23 protein-coding genes are annotated in these 21,533 nt (G+C 61.2%); 3 read left to right on the plus strand and 20 right to left on the minus strand.

Annotated features, from left to right (window positions below; genetic code table 11):
- The 5 genes from ccmE to ccmA form a co-directional block, all read right to left on the minus strand.
- Positions 1-456 carry a cytochrome c maturation protein CcmE gene (gene ccmE, locus K5E37_RS14680; RefSeq protein ID WP_011333086.1) on the minus strand — a complete coding sequence of 152 codons (456 nt, stop codon included), beginning with the start codon at positions 454-456 and terminating at the stop codon, positions 1-3.
- Positions 453-629, minus strand: a complete 177-nt coding sequence (gene ccmD / locus K5E37_RS14685; protein ID WP_007959239.1) for a heme exporter protein CcmD — start codon at positions 627-629, stop codon at positions 453-455. Before ccmD ends, ccmE begins: the two co-directional genes overlap by 4 nt.
- Complete coding sequence (locus K5E37_RS14690) at positions 626-1,381, minus strand: heme ABC transporter permease (protein ID WP_221534222.1); 756 nt, start codon at positions 1,379-1,381, stop codon at positions 626-628. Before K5E37_RS14690 ends, ccmD begins: the two co-directional genes overlap by 4 nt.
- A 77-nt stretch (positions 1,382-1,458) precedes the next feature.
- Positions 1,459-2,127, minus strand: coding sequence for a heme exporter protein CcmB (gene ccmB, locus K5E37_RS14695; protein WP_007959235.1), 669 nt, complete (start codon positions 2,125-2,127; stop codon positions 1,459-1,461).
- Positions 2,124-2,759, minus strand: coding sequence for a cytochrome c biogenesis heme-transporting ATPase CcmA (gene ccmA / locus K5E37_RS14700; RefSeq protein WP_007959232.1), 636 nt, complete (start codon positions 2,757-2,759; stop codon positions 2,124-2,126). Before ccmA ends, ccmB begins: the two co-directional genes overlap by 4 nt.
- Before the next feature lie 197 nt (positions 2,760-2,956).
- Here ccmA and K5E37_RS14705 point away from each other — a divergent pair, with 197 nt between their 5' ends.
- Together K5E37_RS14705 and K5E37_RS14710 are read left to right on the plus strand one after the other, a co-directional pair.
- A complete protein-coding gene (locus K5E37_RS14705) occupies positions 2,957-4,531 on the plus strand; it encodes a flagellar hook-length control protein FliK (RefSeq protein ID WP_221534223.1) in 1,575 nt (524 codons plus the stop codon).
- The gene (locus K5E37_RS14710) at positions 4,528-4,857 is read left to right on the plus strand and encodes an EscU/YscU/HrcU family type III secretion system export apparatus switch protein (RefSeq protein ID WP_221534224.1); all 330 of its coding nucleotides are present in this window, start codon (positions 4,528-4,530) and stop codon (positions 4,855-4,857) included. The genes K5E37_RS14705 and K5E37_RS14710 overlap by 4 nt, the downstream gene beginning before the upstream one ends.
- 186 nt (positions 4,858-5,043) lie before the next feature.
- On the opposite strand, the gene K5E37_RS14715 is transcribed toward K5E37_RS14710, so the two are convergent.
- The 15 genes from K5E37_RS14715 to K5E37_RS14785 form a co-directional block, all read right to left on the minus strand.
- The gene (locus tag K5E37_RS14715) at positions 5,044-5,436 is read right to left on the minus strand and encodes a DUF2802 domain-containing protein (protein ID WP_085605812.1); all 393 of its coding nucleotides are present in this window, start codon (positions 5,434-5,436) and stop codon (positions 5,044-5,046) included.
- A complete protein-coding gene (locus K5E37_RS14720) occupies positions 5,437-5,922 on the minus strand; it encodes a chemotaxis protein CheW (RefSeq protein ID WP_007959223.1) in 486 nt (161 codons plus the stop codon). It abuts the gene before it with no gap.
- 84 nt (positions 5,923-6,006) lie between these two features.
- Entirely contained in the window at positions 6,007-6,960 is a 954-nt protein-coding gene (locus tag K5E37_RS14725) for a CheW domain-containing protein (RefSeq protein WP_221534225.1), read from the minus strand.
- A 2-nt stretch (positions 6,961-6,962) separates the two neighbouring features.
- Entirely contained in the window at positions 6,963-7,751 is a 789-nt protein-coding gene (locus K5E37_RS14730) for a ParA family protein (RefSeq protein ID WP_007959220.1), read from the minus strand.
- 43 nt (positions 7,752-7,794) lie between these two features.
- Positions 7,795-8,685, minus strand: a complete 891-nt coding sequence (motD, locus tag K5E37_RS14735) for a flagellar motor protein MotD (protein WP_007959218.1) — start codon at positions 8,683-8,685, stop codon at positions 7,795-7,797.
- Between the two features lie 12 nt (positions 8,686-8,697).
- The gene (locus K5E37_RS14740; protein ID WP_085605871.1) at positions 8,698-9,438 is read right to left on the minus strand and encodes a flagellar motor protein; all 741 of its coding nucleotides are present in this window, start codon (positions 9,436-9,438) and stop codon (positions 8,698-8,700) included.
- The gene (locus K5E37_RS14745) at positions 9,438-10,574 is read right to left on the minus strand and encodes a chemotaxis response regulator protein-glutamate methylesterase (protein WP_221534227.1); all 1,137 of its coding nucleotides are present in this window, start codon (positions 10,572-10,574) and stop codon (positions 9,438-9,440) included. Before K5E37_RS14745 ends, K5E37_RS14740 begins: the two co-directional genes overlap by 1 nt.
- A 49-nt stretch (positions 10,575-10,623) precedes the next feature.
- Positions 10,624-12,894, minus strand: coding sequence for a chemotaxis protein CheA (locus K5E37_RS14750; protein WP_085605806.1), 2,271 nt, complete (start codon positions 12,892-12,894; stop codon positions 10,624-10,626).
- 39 nt (positions 12,895-12,933) lie between these two features.
- Positions 12,934-13,722, minus strand: a complete 789-nt coding sequence (locus K5E37_RS14755) for a protein phosphatase CheZ (RefSeq protein WP_221534229.1) — start codon at positions 13,720-13,722, stop codon at positions 12,934-12,936.
- A gap of 18 nt (positions 13,723-13,740) precedes the next feature.
- Entirely contained in the window at positions 13,741-14,112 is a 372-nt protein-coding gene (locus K5E37_RS14760) for a chemotaxis response regulator CheY (RefSeq protein WP_003183998.1), read from the minus strand.
- 167 nt (positions 14,113-14,279) lie between these two features.
- On the minus strand, positions 14,280-15,020 hold the full coding sequence (fliA, locus tag K5E37_RS14765) for an RNA polymerase sigma factor FliA (RefSeq protein WP_007951959.1): 741 nt from the start codon (positions 15,018-15,020) through the stop codon (positions 14,280-14,282).
- Positions 15,017-15,847 carry a flagellar synthesis regulator FleN gene (gene fleN, locus K5E37_RS14770; protein ID WP_003222917.1) on the minus strand — a complete coding sequence of 277 codons (831 nt, stop codon included), beginning with the start codon at positions 15,845-15,847 and terminating at the stop codon, positions 15,017-15,019. Before fleN ends, fliA begins: the two co-directional genes overlap by 4 nt.
- Positions 15,848-15,960: 113 nt before the next feature.
- Positions 15,961-17,301, minus strand: a complete 1,341-nt coding sequence (flhF, locus tag K5E37_RS14775) for a flagellar biosynthesis protein FlhF (RefSeq protein ID WP_221534230.1) — start codon at positions 17,299-17,301, stop codon at positions 15,961-15,963.
- Between the two features lie 11 nt (positions 17,302-17,312).
- Positions 17,313-19,442 carry a flagellar biosynthesis protein FlhA gene (gene flhA, locus K5E37_RS14780; RefSeq protein WP_007951956.1) on the minus strand — a complete coding sequence of 710 codons (2,130 nt, stop codon included), beginning with the start codon at positions 19,440-19,442 and terminating at the stop codon, positions 17,313-17,315.
- A gap of 171 nt (positions 19,443-19,613) precedes the next feature.
- Positions 19,614-20,282, minus strand: coding sequence for a hypothetical protein (locus K5E37_RS14785; RefSeq protein WP_085605799.1), 669 nt, complete (start codon positions 20,280-20,282; stop codon positions 19,614-19,616).
- Between the two features lie 702 nt (positions 20,283-20,984).
- Between K5E37_RS14785 and K5E37_RS14790 the strand changes: the two genes are divergently transcribed.
- Entirely contained in the window at positions 20,985-21,359 is a 375-nt protein-coding gene (locus K5E37_RS14790; protein ID WP_007951954.1) for a DUF6124 family protein, read from the plus strand.
- Positions 21,360-21,533: the final 174 nt, after the last annotated feature.

The following is a 21,533-nucleotide window of genomic DNA, read 5'->3' on the forward strand; positions in this document are numbered from 1 at the left end:
TCAACCCTCCTTCGCAGGGGTTGGTGCGGATTGGCCGCTGTCCTTCAGGGCTTTGGTCACTTCCGGCGGCATGTATTTCTCGTCGTGTTTGGCCAGTACTTCATCGGCGACCACCACGCCATCGGCGTTGAGCTTGCCGAGCGCGACGATGCCCTGCCCTTCGCGGAACAAGTCCGGCAGGATCCCGCGATAGGTGATGGTCACGGATTTGTTGAAGTCGGTGACCACGAATTTGACGTCCAGCGAATCCGTCGAGCGCTGCAGCGAGCCCTTCTCGACCATGCCGCCGGCGCGGATGCGGGTGTCCTGCGGCGCTTCGCCGTTGGCGATCTGGGTCGGGGTGTAAAACAGGTTGATGTTCTGCTGCAGGGCGCTCAAAGCCAGGCCGACGGCAGCGCCGACCCCGACCAGAATTGCCAGGATGATGATCAGACGCTTTTTACGCAGCGGATTCACTTGCCGTTCTCCCGGCGCAGACGACGCGCCTCTTGTTGCAGATAACGCTTGCGGGCCGCGATCGGCGCCGCCACGTTGAGGACCAGTACCGCCAGACAGATGCCGTAGGCCGACCAGACATACAGGCCGTGATGGCCCATGGCGAGGAAGTCGCCGAATGACGCGAAACTCATCGAGCGGCCTCCAGGCTGTTCTGCACTTCTTCTTTCACCCAACTGGCGCGGGATTCGCGCTTGAGCACTTCAAGGCGCATGCGCAGCAACAGCACGGCGCCGAAGAAACAGTAGAAACCCAGCACCGTCAGCAGCAGCGGCAGCCACATCTCGACGGGCATCGCCGGTTTTTCGGTGAGGGTGAAGGTCGCGCCCTGGTGCAGGGTGTTCCACCACTCCACCGAGTATTTGATGATCGGGATGTTGATCACGCCGACGATGGCCAGCACCGCGCAGGCCTTGGCGGCGCTGTCGCGGTTGCTGATGGCGTTGCCCAGCGCGATCACGCCGAAGTACAGGAACAGCAGAATCAGCATCGAGGTCAGCCGCGCGTCCCAGACCCACCACGAACCCCAGGTCGGCTTGCCCCAGATCGCCCCGGTAACCAGCGCCACGGCGGTCATCCACGCGCCGATCGGTGCGGCACATTGCAGGGCGACGTCGGCCAGTTTCATCTTCCACACCAGCCCGACCACGCCGCACACCGCCAGCATCACGTAGATCGACTGAGCGAGCATCGCGGCGGGTACGTGGATATAGATGATGCGAAAGCTGTTGCCTTGCTGATAGTCCGGCGGCGCGAAGGCCAAGCCCCAGATGACGCCAACGGAGATCAGCAACAACGCTGCGATGCTCAACCACGGCAGCAACTTGCTGCTGATGCCGTAGAACCACTTGGGCGAGCCGAGCTTGTGAAACCAGGTCCAGTTCATACTGTTTCCATCACGGTGCCGCTCATCGGTGTGAGCAGTCTCAGGGTCTTTGCTGGTTAAATTTTAACCAGACCTCATTATTCGCCGACGCTGATCTTCAGGCCAGCAGCTATTGCAAAGGGTGTCAGGGTTATTGCCAGGGCGGTCAGGCTACCAAGCCACAACAGATAACCAATCGCCGGCATGCCCTGCAACGCCGCCTGCAAGGCGCCACTGCCCAGGATCAACACCGGGATGTACAACGGCAGAATCAGCAGCGCCAGCAACAGGCCACCGCGTTTCAGACCGACCGTCAGCGCCGCGCCCACCGCGCCGAGCAAGCTCAGCACCGGTGTTCCCAGCAGCAACGAAAGCAGCAATACCGGCAGACACGCAGCCGGCAACCCGAGCATCAGCGCCAGTAACGGCGAGAGCAAAACCAGTGCCAGCCCGGAAAAAAGCCAGTGTGCCAGCACCTTGGCCAATACCAGAAGTGGCAGGGGGTGCGGCGAAAGGACCCACTGTTCAAGGGAGCCATCTTCGAAATCACTGCGGAAAAGCCCGTCCAGCGAGAGCAGGACCGACAATAATGCCGCCACCCAGACTAACCCCGGGGACAAGTTTTGCAATACTTGAGTTTCCGGTCCGACGGCCAGCGGGAACAGCGCGATGACGATGGCGAAGAAAATCAGCGGATTGGCCAGCTCCGCCGGGCGGCGGAACAGCAGTCGGGATTCACGGGCAACCAGCAGGCCGAACACACTCATACCGCCCAATTCCCCAGATCGATGTCGCGATAACCGGCCGGCATCCGGCTCAGCGTATGGTGCGTGGTGAGCACCACCAGGCCGCCCCGTTCGCAGTGCCCGGCCAGGTGTTCTTCAAGCTGTGCCACGCCCTGCTTGTCCAGCGCAGTGAACGGTTCGTCGAGAATCCACAACGGCGGGCTGTCCAGATACAACCGCGCCAATGCCACGCGGCGCTGCTGGCCGGCGGACAGACTGTGGCAGGGAACATCCTCGAAACCGCGCAATCCAACCGCCGCCAGGGCCTGCCAGATCGCGTCGCGTTCGGCGGGTTGATGCAGGGCGCAGAGCCAGGCGAGGTTTTCTTCCGGCGTGAGCAGATCCTTGATCCCGGCGGCATGGCCGATCCACAGCAGGTTGCGCGCCAGCTCGCTGCGTTGCTCGCCCAGCGGCTTGCCGTTGAGCAGTACCTGACCGTCGGTCGGCTGCATCAGACCGGCCAGCAAACGCAGCAGGCTGGTCTTGCCGCTGCCGTTGGGGCCGCTGATCTGCACCATATCGCCACTGGCCAGTCTCAATTCGAGATTGTCGAAGAGCAGTCTGAGATCACGTTCACACGCGAGGGCAACGGTTTGCAGGACAGGACTGGTCAAGGGTTCACGGGCCTTATACGGTTCAAGTCGGCTCTGGCGCGGCCGTTAAAGAGTTGCAGCATAGATGCATTGACGGCTCGATCTAGAGAGCTGCGTCAAACAATTGCAATGTTTTCGCCACTCCTGGAACGACGGGCGGCATTATACATGTCGCCATCCTCTCTCCAGAGTGCATTTTCCTCAGGTTGTGTCCGCGTATGACAGGCGAAATGAACATCCTCCCGCTCCCGCCCACCACCCCGGCGACCGTTCGCCCGCAGGTGGGTGAGCTGCTGAAGTTGCTGACGCCGGTCGACGGGCTGATTGCCGCCGGCCAGAGTGCCAAGGCCGAGGTGTTGTCGCTCAAGCAGGCGGATCAGACCTTTCAGTTACTGCTCAAGGTGACGCTGGACAGCGGCCGTCAGACCACCGTGCAGGCGACCAGCAATCTGCCGCTGCCTCAAGGCACCAGCCTGGCGATCACCCAGCCGTCGGCGGGCAATCTGGCGATCACCGTGCAACAGGCCATCGCCAGCAGCGTCGCCACCCTCACCCGCATCGACACCGCGCAACTGCCGGTCGGCACGCTGCTGCAAGGCAAGGTGCTGACGGCTCAGGTCTTGCCGCAGGTACCGGGCCAACCGACGGTGTACCGCTCGATGGTCAGCCTGCTCAACACCGCACTGAGCGGCAGCACCCTGAGCATCGACAGCCCGCAACCGTTGCGTATCGGCACCTTGCTGTCGGCGCTGGTGCAGGACTCGCAGACCCTGAAGTTCCTGCCGCTGAGTAATCGCCAGGAACAACTGGCGGTCAGCCAGCAACTGGTCAGTCAGCAAAGCCGTCAGGGCTCGCTCGACGGCTTGCTGAAAATGCTCCAGAGCCTGCCCCCCGCCACCGATCAGACGTCCCAGGATTTGCGCGCCGCCGTGGACAAACTGCTCGCCAACCTGCCGGACGTGCAACAACTCAGCACTCCAAAAGGTCTGGCCCAGGCGCTGGCCAACAGCGGCGTGTTCCTCGAAACCAAACTGCTGACCGGGCAGACCCCGACGCTGGCCCCGGACATGAAAGCCGATCTGCTCAAGCTGATCGCCCAAATCACTCCCGGCCTGCCCGGCAACACCAACCTGAACGCAATTATCGCCGCCAACACGCTGGCCCAGGCATTGCCGAGCTTTGTGCGCAACGCCCTCGGCATGCTCGGTCAGGTCAGCGCGAAACCGGTGCCGAGCAGTTTCCCGCTGCCCGACCGGCTGCTGCAAAGTCTGGAAGGTGAAGGCGATCTGGAACATTTGCTGCGCCTCGCCGCAGCTGCCGTGTCGCGTCTGCAAAGTCATCAGCTGTCGAGTCTGGAACAGACCGGCGTGACCGACGACGGCCGCCTGCTCAGCACCTGGCAACTGGAAATCCCGATGCGCAATATGCAGGACATCGTGCCGTTGCAGGTCAAGTTCCAGCGCGAAGAAGCGCCGGAGAAACAGGAAGCGAACGAGCAGCGCCGCGATGAGCGCGAACCGAAACAACAACTGTGGCGCGTCGATCTGGCGTTCGACATGGAACCGCTGGGGCCGATGCAGATTCAGGCGCAATTGATCAGCGGCAGCCTGTCCAGCCAGTTGTGGGCCGAGCGGCCGTACACCGCGAGCCTGATCGAAAGCAACCTGACCGCACTGCGTCAGCGCCTGCTGGATTCCGGGCTGAACGTCGGCGACCTCGACTGCCACCTCGGCACCCCGCCGCAAGGCATCCAAACCCGCCTCGAACACCGCTGGGTCGACGAAACCGCATGAATGACACCACCGCTTCACGCCAGGCCATCGCCCTCAAATACGACGGCAGCCACGCCCCGACCCTCACCGCCAAGGGCGACGAAGAACTGGCCGAAGAAATCCTGCGGATCGCCCGCGACTGTGAGGTGCCGATCTACGAGAACGCCGAGCTGGTGAAGTTGCTGGCGCGGATGGAACTGGGCGACAGCATCCCCGAAGAGCTGTACCGCACGATCTCCGAGATCATCGCGTTTGCCTGGAACCTCAAGGGCAAGTTCCCGGCGGGACACAACCCGGATGCACCGATGGTCGAGAAGGACGTCACCGAACGCGGCGACGATTACTGAAGGCAAAAAAAAACGCAGTCATCGATGACTGCGTTTTTTTTCGCTGATTGTTCCCACGCTCTGCGTGGGAACACCCGCCCGTGACGCTCTGCGTCACCCATCACACGCGGAACGCGGAGCGTCCCAAGATGCATTCCCACGCAGACGGTTCGACGCCTCGACGTGGGAACGATCCCGGTGTGACAACTAGTTCTTGTGCAACTTGCGCATCAACTCCGCCTCAGCCTGGGTCAACCCGCAGGACTGGGTCAGCTCATCGACGCTCGCGCCCATCCCCACCAGTTTCGCCGCCTGGGCGAATGACAGGCTGGAAGGATCGCGCTGTTCGAGCTGGGCGAGTTTGTCCGGGATCGGACCGACCACCGAGCGCAGCTCGTGCAGGGCTTCGCCCATGCGCACGTTGCCGTTCTGGTAATCGTCGACACGCTTGGCCAGGTCCTTGATGCGCTGATCACGCAGCGCATCGCCCTGGGCCTGTTGCGCAGCGATTACGCGCTGCGCCTTGATGTACGCCAGAAACATCGCCAGCGTGCCTGCCCAGAACAGGAACAGGACAATGACCGCTACCTCGAGAATCAATCAGATGTTCTCCAGTTCCGACCATTCTTCTTCGCTCATCATCTTGTCCAGCTCGACCAGGATCAGCAACTCGTTGTTCTTGTTGCACACGCCCTGGATGAACTTGGCCGACTCTTCGTTACCGACGTTCGGTGCGGTCTCGATTTCCGACTGACGCAGATAAACCACTTCAGCCACGCTGTCGACCATGATGCCCACGACTTGCTTGTCGGCTTCGATGATGACGATACGGGTGTTGTCGCTGATCTCACCGCTCATCAGGCCGAAGCGCTGACGGGTATCGATCACGGTCACCACGTTGCCGCGCAGGTTGATGATGCCCAGCACGTAGCTTGGCGCACCCGGAACCGGAGCGATCTCGGTGTAGCGCAGGACTTCCTGAACGCGCATCACGTTGATGCCGTAGGTTTCGTTGTCCAGCTTGAAGGTCACCCATTGCAGGATCGGATCTTCGGAACCCTTTGCCGCCGTAGCCTTGTCGTTCATACCCTAGCCCCTCGAAATACCGCAATGGCGGTGTGTGTCTCGTGTGCCGGCGGTGAATGCCGGTACATGTCTGTTATGTAAGTGTTATGTCGGTTTGTGGTTCGGCTTACTGCCGGACATGTGCTTTGCCCCACCGCTGGCGATCAACTCGGCCAGAGCGGAAACATCAAGCAAGGCGCACATGTGTTCAATCACCGTGCCGGCGAGCCATGGCCGCTGCCCCCGGTGACTTCTCCATTTGATTTCATTCGGGTCCAGGCGCAACGAGCGACTGACCTGATGCACCGCCAGGCCCCACTCGTAACCCTGCACCGAAATCACGTATTGCAGGCCCTGACGGAAGTCATCGCGGTAGCGATCCGGCATGACCCAGCGTGCGGTGTCCAGCACCTTCAGGTTGCCGGCCTGGCTCGGCAGAATCCCGAGGAACCATTCCGGCTGACCGAACAGCGGCGTCAGCTCATGGCCGGCCAGCGAATAGATCGAGCCCAGGCACACCAGCGGCACCGCCAGCGTCAGCCCGGCCACGTCGAACAACAGGCATTCGAACGCTTCCGAAGCCCAGGCTGGACGGCCGTCGGTTTCCACCGGTGGCGGCGTGTTGCTGGGCGGCAGATGCACTTCGACCAGCGGAGCAACCAGGGTCGGTTCGACCGGAGCTGGCGCAGGTGCTTCAGGTTCTGGCTCTGGAACTACCGGAACCGGAGGCGTTTGCAGAAGTTGGGTTTGCAGCAGCGGTGCCAGGGTCGAGACCACGCGCACCGGCTCAGGCTCTTTGATAAACGTCGCAGGTGCCTTCGCTACCACAGCGGCAGGCGCTGCAACCGGGGCGACCGGCCGGGCGGCTTTTTGCGCATCCCGGGCCTGCTCTTCAAGCACGGCAGCCTGGAATTCATCGAGTGCCGCAGCGGTCTCGACCACCTCGACCGGAGCTACAATTTCCTGCTCGACCTCGTCCGTCACTTCCTGCAGCAAGCCGTCCAGATAGGACTGCAGCGCCAGTTGCGGCTTCGACGTCAGCTTGATCGGCCGATTCATGCTCAAGCCACCTGCGGAACGAGTTGCTGCGCCAGCAGATGCTTGAGCAGCGCGCGGTAAGCCAGCACGCCACGGCTCTTGCCGTCGAATTGCGAAGGGGTGACACCGGCACGACTGGCGTCGCGCAGACGGGTATCGACCGGGATGTAACCCTGCCAGATCTCGTCGGGGAATTTGTCGCGCAGCACGCGCAAGGTGCCCATCGACGCCTGAGTGCGGCGGTCGAACAGGGTCGGCACGATGCTGAACGGCAGCGCCTGTTTGCGCGAGCGGTTGATCATCGCGAGGGTGTTGACCATACGCTCCAGGCCTTTGACGGCCAGGTGCTCGGTCTGCACCGGGATCACCAGTTGTTGACTGGCTGCCAGGGCGTTGACCATCAGCACGCCGAGCAACGGCGGGCTGTCGATGATCGCGTAATCGAAGTCCTGCCACAGCTGCGCCAGACTCTTGGCGATCACCAGGCCCAGCCCACTTTGCCCCGGCGACTGGCGCTCGAGGGTGGCCAGCGCAGTGCTCGACGGCAACAGGGAAATGCGTTCGTCGCTGGTCGACAACAGCAGTTGGCCCGGCAGGCCTTGCGGCACGCTGCCCTTGTGCAGAAACAGGTCGTAGTTGCTGTGTTCCAGGCTGTCGGGGTCGTAACCGAAATAGCTGGTCATCGAGCCGTGCGGGTCGAGATCGACCACGACCACGCGCTTGCCCGCCTCTGCCAGCAAACCGGCTAAAGCGATGGAAGAAGTGGTTTTACCAACACCACCCTTTTGATTGGCGACTGCCCAGACTCTCATTCAGATCGTTCCTCCCGGCCGGGATACTCGGCCGAGACATGGTTCAGCGTATTAATGCGGGCGACGGAGAATTGACGGCACTCTCGCGTCCCGGCGTCTTGACCGGGGTCGGTGCAGTTTGTGTGCCAGCACGCTTCAACGCGGCATCCGGTTGCGCATGGGCGGTTCCGGTGCCGGTCAGGCTGCGGCGCACATCAAGATTGCGCGACACCACCAGCACCACACGACGGTTCTTCGCCCGACCTTCGGCGGTGGCGTTGTTGGCCACCGGCTGGAATTCGCCGTAGCCCACCGAAGCCATCCGGCCAGGGTTTACGCCCTGCATCGCCAGCATGCGCACGATGCTCGCCGAACGCGCCGAGGACAGCTCCCAGTTGGTCGGGTACTGCGCGGTGCGGATCGGTTGATCGTCGGTGAAGCCTTCGACGTGGATCGGGTTGTCGAACGGTTTGAGGATCGCTGCGACCTTGTCGATGATGTTGAACGCGATGTCGCTCGGCATCGCATCACCGCTGCCGAACAACAGGCTCGAGTTGAGTTCGATCTCGACCCACAGCTCGTTGCCGCGCACGGTCATCTGGTTCGAGGAGATCAGGTCGCCGAACGCGGCGCTGATGTCATCGGCGATGCTTTTCAGCGGATCGCTGGCCCCGGCGATGCCGGCGTCGACCTGTTCGGCGTCCTTGACCAGCGGCTTGGCCGGGGTCACGGTCTTCGGTCGTTCTTCACCGATCGGGATCGGCTTGAGCGCGCGGTCGGAGTCGGTGAAGACCCCGATCAGCGCTTCGGAGATGATCTTGTACTTGCCTTCGTTGATCGACGAGATGGAGTACATCACCACGAAAAAGGCAAAGAGCAAGGTAATGAAGTCGGCGTAGGAAACCAGCCAACGTTCATGGTTTACGTGCTCTTCATGCTGGCGACGACGTGCCATGAGGTTAGTCCCTTAATCCATGAAGCCCTGAAGCTTCAACTCGATGGAGCGTGGGTTTTCACCTTCAGCGATCGACAAAATACCTTCCAACAACATTTCGCGATAACGCGACTGTCGCAACGCGATTGACTTGAGCTTGGCTGCAACCGGCAACAGGATCAGGTTGGCACTGGCCACACCGTAGATGGTGGCGACGAACGCGACCGCAATACCGTTGCCCAGTTGCGACGGATCGGCCAGGTTGCCCATCACGTGGATCAGGCCCATCACCGCACCGATGATGCCGATGGTCGGCGCGTAGCCGCCCATGCTTTCAAACACTTTGGCGGCCTCGATGTCGCGGGCTTCCTGAGTGTAGAAATCCACTTCGAGGATGCTGCGGATCGCTTCCGGCTCGGCGCCGTCGACCAGCAGTTGCAGGCCCTTGCGCGAGTAGGCGTCAGGCTCGGCATCCGCCACGCCTTCCAGGCCCAGCAGGCCTTCCTTGCGGGCGGTGAGGCTCCAGTTGACCACGCGGTCGATGCCGCCGGCCAGGTCCACACGCGGCGGGAAAAAGATCCAGGCCAGAATCTGCATGGCGCGCTTGAACGCGCTCATCGGCGATTGCAGCAGCGCGGCACCGACGGTGCCACCGAGCACGATCAGCGCTGCCGGGCCGTTGGCCAGTGCGCCGAGGTGACCACCTTCCAGGTAGTTGCCGCCGATGATGGCGACGAACGCCATGATGATCCCGATAAGGCTTAGAACATCCATCAGACGCATGCCTCGACGATGTGCTTGCCGATATCGTCCAGGCTGTACACCGCGTCGGCGAGGTCAGCTTTGACGATGGCCATCGGCATGCCGTAGATCACACAACTGGCTTCGTCCTGAGCCCAGACCGTGCTGCCCCCCTGCTTGAGCAGGCGTGCACCTTCGCGGCCGTCGGCACCCATGCCGGTCAGTACCACCGCCAGAACTTTGTCACTGTAGGATTTGGCTGCAGAACCGAAGGTGATGTCCACGCACGGCTTGTAGTTCAGACGCTCGTCGCCCGGCAGGATTTTCACCGCGCCACGGCCGTCGATCATCATCTGCTTGCCACCCGGTGCCAGCAGCGCCAGGCCCGGACGCAGGATGTCGCCATCCTCGGCTTCCTTGACGCTGATGCGGCACAGCTTGTCCAGACGTTCGGCGAAAGCCTTGGTGAAGGCCGCCGGCATGTGCTGGATCAGCACGATCGGCGCCGGGAAGTTGGCCGGCAACTGGGTCAGAACCCGTTGCAGGGCAACCGGGCCACCAGTCGACGTACCAATCGCCACGAGCTTGTAGTTTTTGCGTTTCGGGGCCGGCGACGAAGCGCTGGCCGCTGGCGCGCGAGTCGGTGCAGGCGCAGGTGCCGGACGGGCCGGAGCGCTGTGACTGCCAAAGCTCGACGGCGCCGGCGCTGGGGTCGGCGCAGGTGCAGGTGCAGCGGCTGGTGCCGGTGCACTGTAGGCACTGAAACGACGGTTACTGCGCGAGATGCTGTGAACCTTCTCGCACAGCAGTTGCTTGACCTTCTCCGGATTGCGGGAGATGTCTTCGAAATTCTTCGGCAGGAAATCCACCGCGCCGGCATCCAGCGCATCCAGGGTGACCCGAGCGCCTTCGTGCGTCAGCGAGGAGAACATCAACACCGGTGTCGGGCAGCGCTGCATGATGTGCCGCACGGCCGTGATGCCATCCATCATCGGCATCTCGTAGTCCATGGTGATCACGTCCGGCTTGAGGGCCAGGGCCTGATCGATCGCCTCTTTACCGTTGGTTGCCGTGCCGACAACCTGGATGCTCGGATCCGCTGAAAGAATTTCCGAGACGCGGCGGCGGAAAAAACCCGAATCGTCCACCACCAGGACTTTGACTGCCATAAACACTCCATTAGGTGCGGCGGGACGTTGTCGCCCCGCCGCCCCGGATTCAAATACGCCGTGCGGCGTAACGCTTGAGCATGCTCGGAACATCGAGAATCAGTGCAATGCGGCCGTCACCGGTGATGGTGGCGCCGGACATGCCCGGAGTTCCCTGGAGCATCTTGCCCAATGGCTTGATGACCACTTCTTCCTGGCCGACCAGTTGATCGACGACGAAGCCGATCCGCTGGGTGCCCACCGAAAGGATCACCACATGGCCTTCGCGCTGCTCTTCGTGAGCGGCGGAGCTGACCAGCCAGCGCTTGAGGTAGAACAATGGCAGCGCCTTGTCCCGCACGATCACCACTTCCTGGCCGTCCACCACGTTGGTGGTCGACAGGTCGAGGTGGAAGATTTCGTTGACGTTCACCAGCGGGAACGCGAACGCCTGATTGCCGAGCATCACCATCAGGGTCGGCATGATCGCCAGCGTCAGCGGCACCTTGATGACGATCTTCGAGCCCTGGCCCTTGGTCGAGTAGATGTTGATCGAACCGTTGAGCTGGGAAATCTTGGTCTTCACCACGTCCATGCCGACACCGCGGCCGGACACGTCGGAAATCTCGGTCTTGGTCGAGAAACCCGGGGCGAAAATCAGGTTGTAGCACTCGGTGTCGCTCAGGCGATCGGCGGCATCCTTGTCCATCACACCGCGTTTCACGGCGATGGCGCGCAGGACGTTCGGGTCCATGCCTTTGCCGTCGTCGGAGATCGACAGCAGGATGTGGTCGCCTTCCTGCTCGGCCGCCAGAATCACCTTGCCGCCACGGGCCTTGCCCGACGCTTCGCGTTCTTCCGGCGACTCGATGCCGTGGTCGACCGCGTTGCGCACCAAGTGGACCAGCGGGTCGGCCAGTGCCTCGACGAGGTTCTTGTCGAGGTCGGTCTCTTCGCCCACCAGTTCCAGGTTGATCTCTTTCTTGAGCTGGCGTGCCAGGTCGCGAACCAGACGCGGGAAGCGGCCGAAGACTTTCTTGATCGGCTGCATCCGGGTCTTCATGACGGCGGTCTGCAAGTCGGCGGTGACCACGTCGAGGTTCGACACGGCCTTCTGCATCGACTCGTCGCCGCTGTTCAGGCCCAGGCGCACCAGACGGTTACGCACCAGCACCAGCTCGCCGACCATGTTCATGATTTCGTCGAGACGCGCTGTGTCCACACGCACGGTGGTCTCGGCTTCGCTCGCCGGTTTTTCCGGTGGCGGAGTCGCCGGAGCACGGGCCGGAGCCGGTGCAGCAGCGGCAGCCGGTTTGGCAGGTTCGGCTTTCGGCTCAGGCGCTTTTGCAGCAGGTTTTGCCGCAGCGGCCGGGGCCTTCGCAGCAGGCGCTGCAACCGCCGAAGCATTGCCGGCCGTCACGACGGCACCGGTGGCGACGTCAGTGAACTTGCCTTTGCCATGCAGATCGTCGAGCAGCGATTCGAACTCGTGATCGCTGATCAGATCGCTACCGGCCGCAGCCGCTGCCGGAGCAGCCGTCGCAGGAACCGAAGCAATTGCCGATTCCAGTGCATCGACGGCAAAGTTGCCCTTGCCGTGCAACTGATCGAGCAAGGCTTCGAATTCGTCGTCGGTGATGTCCGAGCTGTCGCCCGCCGCCGGAGCAGCCGGTGCAGCAGCGGCCGGAGCCACAGCGTCGGCCGCGAACTGGCCTTTGCCATGCAACTGGTCGAGCAGCGACTCGAACTCCGCGTCGGTGATTTCATCGCTGGCCGCTTCGGTGGAAGCAGGTGCAGCGGCAGCCGCCGGGGCTTCGGCTTCGGCCTTGACGGCGTTCAGCGAGTCCAGCAACTGTTCAAATTCGTTATCGGTGATGTCACCCGAATCGCCTTCGACGACCAGTTCTTCGATCATCTCGGCAACAGGCGAAGCCGGGGCTTCATCCGCCGATTGCGGTTCGGCCAGACGCGCCAGGGCGGCCAGCAGTTCCGGGGTGGCGGCGGTGATCGGGCTGCGATCGCGGACTTCGCTGAACATGCTGTTCACCGCGTCCAGCGCTTCGAGCACCACGTCCATCAGTTCTGCATCGACGCGTCGTTCACCCTTGCGCAGGATGTCGAACACGTTTTCGGCGATGTGACAGCACTCCACCAGCTCGTTGAGCTGAAGGAAGCCGGCGCCCCCTTTTACAGTGTGGAAACCGCGAAAAATTGCGTTGAGCAGATCTGCGTCATCCGGGCGGCTTTCCAGCTCGACCAGTTGTTCGGACAGTTGCTCAAGAATCTCGCCGGCCTCAACCAGGAAATCCTGAAGGATCTCTTCATCGGCGCCGAAGCTCATTAATGGGGTGCTCCTACAGGTCTAAAAACCCAAAAAAACTCAAAATCCAAGGCTGGATAGCAAATCGTCCACATCGTCCTGACCGGACACAACGTCTTCTCGTTTATCGGCATGAATCTGCGGACCTTCACCCTGCGAGAGATGTTTTTGTGGATCTTTTTCAGCAAGCATCGCCGCACGGTCATGTTCGATGCCCGCAAAGCGGTCCACCTGGCTGGCCATGAGCACGAGCTTGAGCAGGTTGCTTTCGACTTCGGTGACCAATTGGGTCACGCGCTTGATCACCTGACCGGTGAGGTCCTGGTAATCCTGGGCGAGCAGAATGTCGTTCAGATTGCTCGACACCGCGCGGTTGTCCGCGCTGCTGCGTGCCAGAAAACCGTCGACCCGGCGCGCCAGTTCACGGAACTCTTCAGCCCCGACCTCACGGCGCATGAAGCGGCTCCAATCGGCGCTCAAGGCCTGGGCTTCGTCAGCCAGGCCATTGACCACAGGGGTCGCGCTTTCCACCAGATCCATGGTGCGGTTGGCGGCAGCTTCGGTCAGTTTGACCACGTAGCCCAGGCGCTCGGTAGCGTCGGTGATTTGCGACACTTCCTCAGCCTGCGGCATGTGCGGATCGATCTGGAAATTGACGATCGCACTGTGCAGTTCACGCGTGAGCTTGCCCACTTCCTGGTACAGGCCACGGTCACGGGTCTGATTGAGCTCATGGATCAGTTGCACAGCGTCGCCGAACCTGCCCTTTTCAAGGCTTTCGACCAGTTCGACCGCGTGTTTTTTCAGGGTCGACTCGAAGTCGCCCTGTGAAGATTCTTTATGCTCCATAGCTCCCCCGCGCGTTCATCAGCCGATGCGTTCGAAAATCTTCTCGATTTTTTCTTTCAACGCCTGGGCCGTGAAAGGTTTGACCACGTAGCCGTTAACGCCGGCCTGGGCCGCTTCGATGATCTGCTCGCGCTTGGCTTCAGCGGTCACCATCAGCACTGGCAGGTGCTTGAGCTTTTCATCGGCACGGACGTGGCGCAGCAGGTCGATACCGGTCATGCCAGGCATGTTCCAGTCGGTCACCAGAAAGTCGATGCTGCCGCTGTTGAGCACCGGAATGGCAGTGGTGCCATCGTCGGCTTCAACGGTGTTGGTGAACCCGAGATCACGCAACAGGTTCTTGATGATCCGCCGCATCGTTGAGAAGTCATCAACGATGAGGATTTTCATGTCTTTGTTCAATTCGACCTCCAAGCAGTCTTAAACGCGCCCAGCACCTGGACGCGCCATTTCAATCAATCCGGCAAAACACTCGATGACTGTCTGGAGCACAACAGAGCAAGACCGGTGCCGTTCACCACCGCACCAGCCTCGTTCGCAGTGTCCCCACACTGCCTTCAGCGCGCTCGCCACTCCCCCAAACGCCCCCGCAAGCGGGCCGCGCACTGGCTGTGTAACTGGCTGACCCGCGATTCACTGACGCCAAGGACTTCACCGATCTCCTTGAGGTTCAGCTCTTCGTCGTAGTACAGCGCCAACACCAGTCGCTCACGCTCCGGCAAATTGGCAATCGCGTCCGCCAGCGCGGCCTGGAAACGTTCGTCTTCCAGATCGCGCGACGGCTCCAGATGAGCACTGGCGCCATCCTCGTGCAGCCCTTCGTGTTCGCCGTCCTGCAACAGGTCGTCGAAACTGAACAGCCGGCTGCCCAGGGTGTCGTTCAAAATCCCGTAGTAATCGTCGAGACTCAATTGGAGTTCGGCCGCAACTTCGTGATCTTTAGCGTCACGGCCGGTTTTAGCTTCAATCGAGCGAATCGCGTCGCTGACCATACGGGTATTGCGGTGAACCGAGCGTGGCGCCCAATCCCCCTTACGGACTTCATCGAGCATCGCACCGCGGATCCGGATGCCCGCGTACGTTTCAAAACTGGCGCCCTTGCTGGCGTCGTATTTGGTCGAGACTTCGAGCAGGCCGATCATCCCGGCCTGGATCAGGTCTTCAACCTGCACACTGGCCGGCAATCGCGCCAGCAAGTGGTAGGCGATGCGTTTGACCAGTGGCGCGTAACGCTCGATCAGCTCGTACTGCGCGTCACGCGCCGACTTTTTGTAAAGGTTCATACCGCTGGCGGTCATAGCACAGGTCCTGCCGTTTGCTGCACGAGGCGCTCGACGAAAAATTCGAGGTGGCCACGCGGGTTGGCGGGCAGCGGCCAGGTGTCGACCTTCTGTGCGATCGCCTTGAACGCCAGTGCGCACTTGGAACGCGGGAAGGCTTCATAGACCGCACGCTGCTTCTGCACCGCCTTGCGCACGCTTTCGTCGTAGGGCACCGCGCCGACGTATTGTAGGGCGACGTCGAGGAAGCGATCCGTGACCTTGGTCAACTTGGCGAACAGATTGCGACCTTCCTGCGGGCTCTGGGCCATGTTGGCCAGGACGCGGAAGCGGTTCATGCCGTAATCGCGGTTGAGCAGCTTGATCAGCGCGTAGGCGTCGGTGATCGAGGTCGGCTCGTCGCAGACCACCAGCAAGACTTCTTGCGCTGCGCGAACGAAACTGACTACCGAGTCACCAATACCCGCAGCGGTGTCGATCACCAGTACATCGAGATTGTCGCCGATGTCGCTGAACGCCTGAATCAGGCCGGCATGCTGGGCCGGGCTCAGGTGAACCATGCTCTGGGTGCCGGAAGCGGCCGGCACGATGCGGATCCCGCCGGGGCCTTGCAACAGCACGTCGCGCAGCTCGCAGCGGCCTTCGATCACGTCGGCCAGGGTGCGTTTGGGTGTGAGGCCCAGCAGAACGTCGACGTTCGCCAGCCCCAGGTCGGCGTCCAGCAGCATGACCCGACGGCCAAGCTCTGCCAGCGCCAGGGACAAGTTCACTGACACATTAGTCTTGCCGACGCCACCTTTGCCGCCGGTCACCGCGATCACCTGTACGGGATGCATGCTGCCCATGTTATTTCTTTACCTTGTCTTGCATAGACGGAGGCCACATTACTGGCTGCGCGTTCACAACCGGAACAATGCATGGCAGACCATCGATGTAGGTACAAAAACGGTTCATTACCTCAGCCAACCTGCTTGGTCGGACTGTGGTAGATATCAGCGAACATGTCAGCCATGGCTTCTTCGCTGGGTTCTTCCTGCATTTGCACACTGACGGCGCGGCTGACCAGTTGATGACGGCGCGGCAGATGCAGATCATCCGGAATACGCGGCCCATCGGTCAGGTAGGCGACCGGTAGTTCGTGACTGATCGCCAGGCTCAGCACTTCGCCAAGGCTTGCCGTCTCATCCAGTTTAGTCAGGATGCACCCGGCCAGCCCGCAACGCTTGTAACTGTGATAAGCGGCGGTTAGAACCTGTTTCTGGCTGGTGGTTGCCAGCACCAGATAATTTTTTGAGCGAATGCCACGACCGGCCAGACTTTCCAGCTGCATGCGCAAGGCCGGATCGCTGGCTTGCAGGCCGGCGGTATCGATCAGCACCACGCGTTTGCGCAGCAGTGGATCCAGCGCCTGCACCAGGGACTGGCCCGGATCGACGTGGGTCACCGACACATTGAGGATGCGGCCCAGCGTCTTGAGCTGCTCCTGCGCGCCGATACGGAAACTGTCCATGCTCACCAGCGCGATGTTCTGCGCGCCGTACTTGAGCACGTAGCGGGCGGCCAGTTTGGCCAGGGTGGTGGTTTTGCCCATGCCGGCAGGACCGACCATGGCAATCACGCCACCCTCTTCCAGCGGCTCGACTTCCGGTACGGCAATCATTCGTGCCAGGTGCGCCAGCAGCATGCGCCAGGCCTGACGAGGTTCGTCGATCTCGGTGATCATCGACAGCAGATCACGGGACAAGGGGCCGGACAAACCGATGCGTTGCAGACGACGATACAGATTGGCCTGAGCCGGACGGCTGCCTTGCAGCTGGTTCCAGGCCAGAGTGCCGAGTTGCACTTCCATCAGTTCGCGCAGGCTGTTGAGTTCGAAACGCATCGAGTCCAGAGCACGCGGGTCAACGCTAGCGGAAACCGGTGCAGGCGCCGGTGCCGGGCGGGCCGGAGCTTCGTAGGTCGGTTCGGTCAGCGGCTCGGCAGCGGTCAGCGGCAGGCCGGCCGTTAACGGCAGCCCGGCGAACAACTGGCGATTGGTGTTGCCGTCGGCTTCGCCACGCAGGCTCAGTTCGGCCTGGGCGGTAACGATGCGCGACTGGGTCTTGCGCAGCTCATCCTCGAGTTCCATGTTCGGAACACGCGGGGCCAGCGCCGACAGTTTGTAATCGAGCGCCGCCGTCAGCTCGACGCCGCCGGCGATGCGGCGGTTGCCAATGATGGCGGCATCAGCGCCCAGCTCATCACGAACCAGCTTCATGGCCTGACGCATATCGGCGGCGAAAAAACGCTTAACTTGCATAAACCACTACCTCAGCCGTTGGGCCCTACTGTCGCAACGATGGTCACTTGCTTGTTGTCCGGAATTTCCTGGTAGGCCAGCACATGCAGTCCGGGAACTGCCAGGCGACCAAAGCGCGAGAGCATCGCGCGAACCGGGCCTGCTACCAACAGGATCACCGGCTGACCTTGCATTTCCTGGCGCTGCGCCGCTTCGATCAGCGAACGCTGCAGCTTCTCGGCCATGCTCGGCTCCAGCAGAACGCCCTCTTCCGAGCCTTGTCCTGCCTTCTGCAGACTATTGAGCAATATTTGTTCCAACCTTGGCTCCAGCGTGATAACTGGCAGCTCCGACTCAGTCCCTACAATGCTTTGGACGATGGCGCGGGATACGCCGACCCGCACAGCGGCCACCAAAGCGGCGGTATCTTGACTCTTGGCGGCATTGTTGGCGATGGCTTCGGCAATGCTGCGGATATCGCGCACCGGCACGTGTTCGGCCAGCAACGCCTGCAGCACCTTGAGCAGTTGCGACAGCGTGACCACGCCCGGCACCAGCTCTTCGGCCAGTTTCGGCGAGCTCTTGGCCAGCAATTGCATCAATTGCTGCACTTCTTCGTGGCCGATCAGCTCGCTGGAGTGCTTGTACAGAATCTGGTTCAAGTGGGTCGCAACCACGGTGCTGGCATCAACCACGGTGTAACCGAGCGATTGCGCCTGGGCACGCTGGCTGACTTCGATCCACACCGCCTCCAGGCCGAAAGCCGGATCTTTGGCGGTAATGCCGTTGAGCGAGCCGTAGACCTGCCCCGGGTTGATCGCCAGTTCGCGATCCGGGTAGATCTCGGCTTCGGCCAGGATCACACCCATCAGGGTCAGGCGATAGGCGCTCGGCGCCAGGTCGAGGTTGTCGCGGATGTGCACGGTTGGCATCAAGAAGCCCAGATCCTGCGAGAGCTTCTTGCGCACGCCCTTGATCCGCGCCAGCAATTGCCCGCCCTGGTTGCGGTCCACCAGCGGAATCAGGCGGTAGCCGACTTCCAGGCCGATCATATCGATCGGGGTCACGTCGTCCCAGCCCAGCTCCTTGGTTTCCATGGCGCGGGCCGGCGACGGCAGCAGTTCCTGTTGACGCTTGACCTCTTCCAGCGCAACGACCTTGGCCACGTTCTGCTTCTTCCAGAACAGGTAAGCGCCACCGGCAGCCAAAGCAGCCATGCTCAGGAACGAGAAGTGCGGCATGCCCGGCACCAGGCCCATGACCGCCATCAGACCGGCAGCCACCGCCAGCGCTTTGGGCGAGGCGAACATCTGGCGATTGATCTGCTTGCCCATGTCTTCCGAGCCGGAAGCACGGGTCACCATGATCGCCGCAGCTGTAGATAACAACAGTGATGGCAATTGCGCCACTAAACCGTCACCGATGGTCAGCAAGGCGTAAACCTTGCCCGCGTCGGCGAAAGTCATGTTGTGCTGGAAGATACCGACGGCCATGCCGCCGATCAGGTTGATGAACAGAATCAGCAGACCGGCGATGGCGTCACCGCGTACGAACTTGCTGGCACCGTCCATCGAACCGTAGAACTCTGCCTCCTGGGCGACTTCCTGACGACGGGCCTTGGCCTGGGCCTGATCGATCAGACCGGCGTTGAGGTCGGCGTCGATCGCCATTTGCTTGCCGGGCATCGCATCGAGGGTGAAGCGCGCGCTCACCTCGGAGATCCGGCCCGCACCCTTGGTTACCACGACGAAGTTGATGATCATCAAGATCGCGAAGACCACGATACCGACCACGTAGTTACCGCCGATCACCACCTCACCGAAGGCCTGGATCACCTTACCGGCGGCGGCGTGGCCGTCCTGACCGTGGAGCATCACCACCCGGGTCGACGCCACGTTCAGCGCCAGTCGCAACAGCGTCGCCACCAGCAGGATCGTCGGGAACACCGCGAAATCCAGCGGCCGCAAGGCGTACACGCAGACCAGCAGGACGACGATCGACAGGGCAATGTTGAAGGTGAAGAACACGTCGAGCAGGAACGGCGGCACCGGCAACATCATCATCGCCAGCATGACCAGCAGCAACAGCGGCACACCCAGATTGCCCCGACTGAGGTCGGCAATGTTCGAGCGAGCACTGTTGATTAACTGAGAGCGATCCACCGGTTTTCCCCGTTCCTTTAAAGCAAACTTTTGACGCCCGAAGCAGGCGCACGGCGGCTACTGCAAGAAGCCTTCCAACTTTTGCGGGGGATTGAAATAGAGGGGTTGATCTGAGGCGTACTGCACCGCTCGCCTCAGGCAGAAAAATACGGCGAGGTGAGATCTCAATGATCATGCGACCAGAATTTGATCGGCGACGATCGGACCAAACGCGAGAGCATCCCTGTCCAGGTACGGTGTGCGTTTGTAGATGGGGTGAGGTCCGCCCACATCAACCAGAGTTTCCCCGGCCGGCATGAGTACCACCACAGTCTCCGGGGCAACGGCAGAGGCTTTCGTCTCGCCCCTCAGCAGGTTCAGCGCCCCCTCGATCCAGATGAACGGCAAATCACCGATCTCGATTGGCGGATCTCCCGCGCTGAGCCGAAAGTATTGTCCGGAAGTGATCTGAATATTACCTCCCACCATCTTGAAGAACGGTTTGTCATAACGACGCTCCACCGGGCCTCCCCCACTCGACCATTGATCCATGTAATAGCCACGGTCGCTGAACAGCGCCAACAGCGTCTGGTTATCGACGATGCTGCCGGCTGCACTAAACAAGTAATTGTAGGAATAGTGATACGCCGACCCAGCCAGCTCGGGCCGAATCGCGTTGAGCGGTTTTGATAAATAACCTGGAATGTAGAGATCAGCCATTGCCTGGAACTTGGCAAAATCCAGAGCCAACTCCCAGGTCATTTGGTAGTAAATGGCTCGCTGCGCCACGTCCCGCTCCAGCGTCCCCGAAATGAACGTCAGCTCCATCCCGTCCAGATGTTTGTATAAGCGCGTCGTCATAATGATTCCTTCAGCCCTGAGTGGATGACTCATCCCCGACGCTCTCAATACGCGAGCATCACCGAGACGAGGACAAGGCCAATGGGGCGCCTGAGGGTGGTGCCTGTCTACTGTCAGAACTAACAGGTGACGAGGGATTTCCGACGAGCGGAAAAACACGGAAAAGGGGACCACGGAAAAGGGGACGAATTTATTTACCAAGGAAACAGCGGATTTGAGCGTGATTTTTCTGCTGGCCGGGATGCCGCCTTCGCGAGCAAGCTCGCTCCCACAGGGAAATGCATTCCAAATGTGGGAGCGAGCGCGCTCGCGAAGGGGCCCGAGAAGTCAGCACAAAATGCCTTTTAAACTCCGGCGTTTAAAAGACACCTCAAGACACGCCTTCTAGGCTACGAATCCTTGCGCCGTTGCCTACAGCTACGCCAGAATCCGCCGGCTTGTGCGCCTTGGGGTCGGGTTCTATTGTGGGTCGGTCGCTGACGAATCAGCGATCGGGTTTAGCGACTCGGCTCAATTTAAAGGTGCACCAGCGTTCCAGGCTTCGTTGCGGATCTGTATGTCTGCAATTTCGTTATGGTGGCTGTATGCGGGAGACCCTTGCGGTCTGCCGGGTGCCTTTGACCGGTTCGCTAACCTGCGTACAGCCGCCACCCTTCCTGTTTAGCGACTGGATTTGGCGGCTCCACCCAAAGGAGCTTCACCATGATCAAACCAACACCCAATCCACCCGAAACCGACCCCGCCTCGCCCTACGAATCCGCCGATTCCAGAAAGCTTCACGAAGCCGCCGACCGCGCCCTCGATCACTATCTCTGCCCGCCCGGCTCCACGCCGCCACCGCGCAAAACCCGCAGAATGTACGCCGTCACCGCGGACTTCAAAAACGAAGAGCTGCTGGTCGATGCCTGCGAAACCCTGGCTTCCGCCAGAACCATCGTCAATGACTTCACCCACCTCATGCCCGCCTCGCAGCGCAGGACGCTGGTGGGGATTGCGCAACTGATCATGCTCGGCGAGCTGGCAGTGAATCGGGTGCTGGACAATCTGGAATTACCGCCGTCGCCGAACCCTGTGTAAGGGCTTGAGTGATGTGCCGTGGCTACTGACGCCTTCGCGGGCAAGCCCGCTTGTATGTTTAGACTTGAAGGGGTGGGCGGGACTAAAAGCTCGATTCCGACTCTAGCCAGTACGGACCGTGGGAGACTTCTCGTCCCGCCCTTTCTACCTAAAGCGCCGATAAGGAATTCATCG

Source organism: Pseudomonas sp. RIT778 (genome assembly GCF_019718735.1).
Lineage (GTDB): Bacteria > Pseudomonadota > Gammaproteobacteria > Pseudomonadales > Pseudomonadaceae > Aquipseudomonas > Aquipseudomonas aphyarum.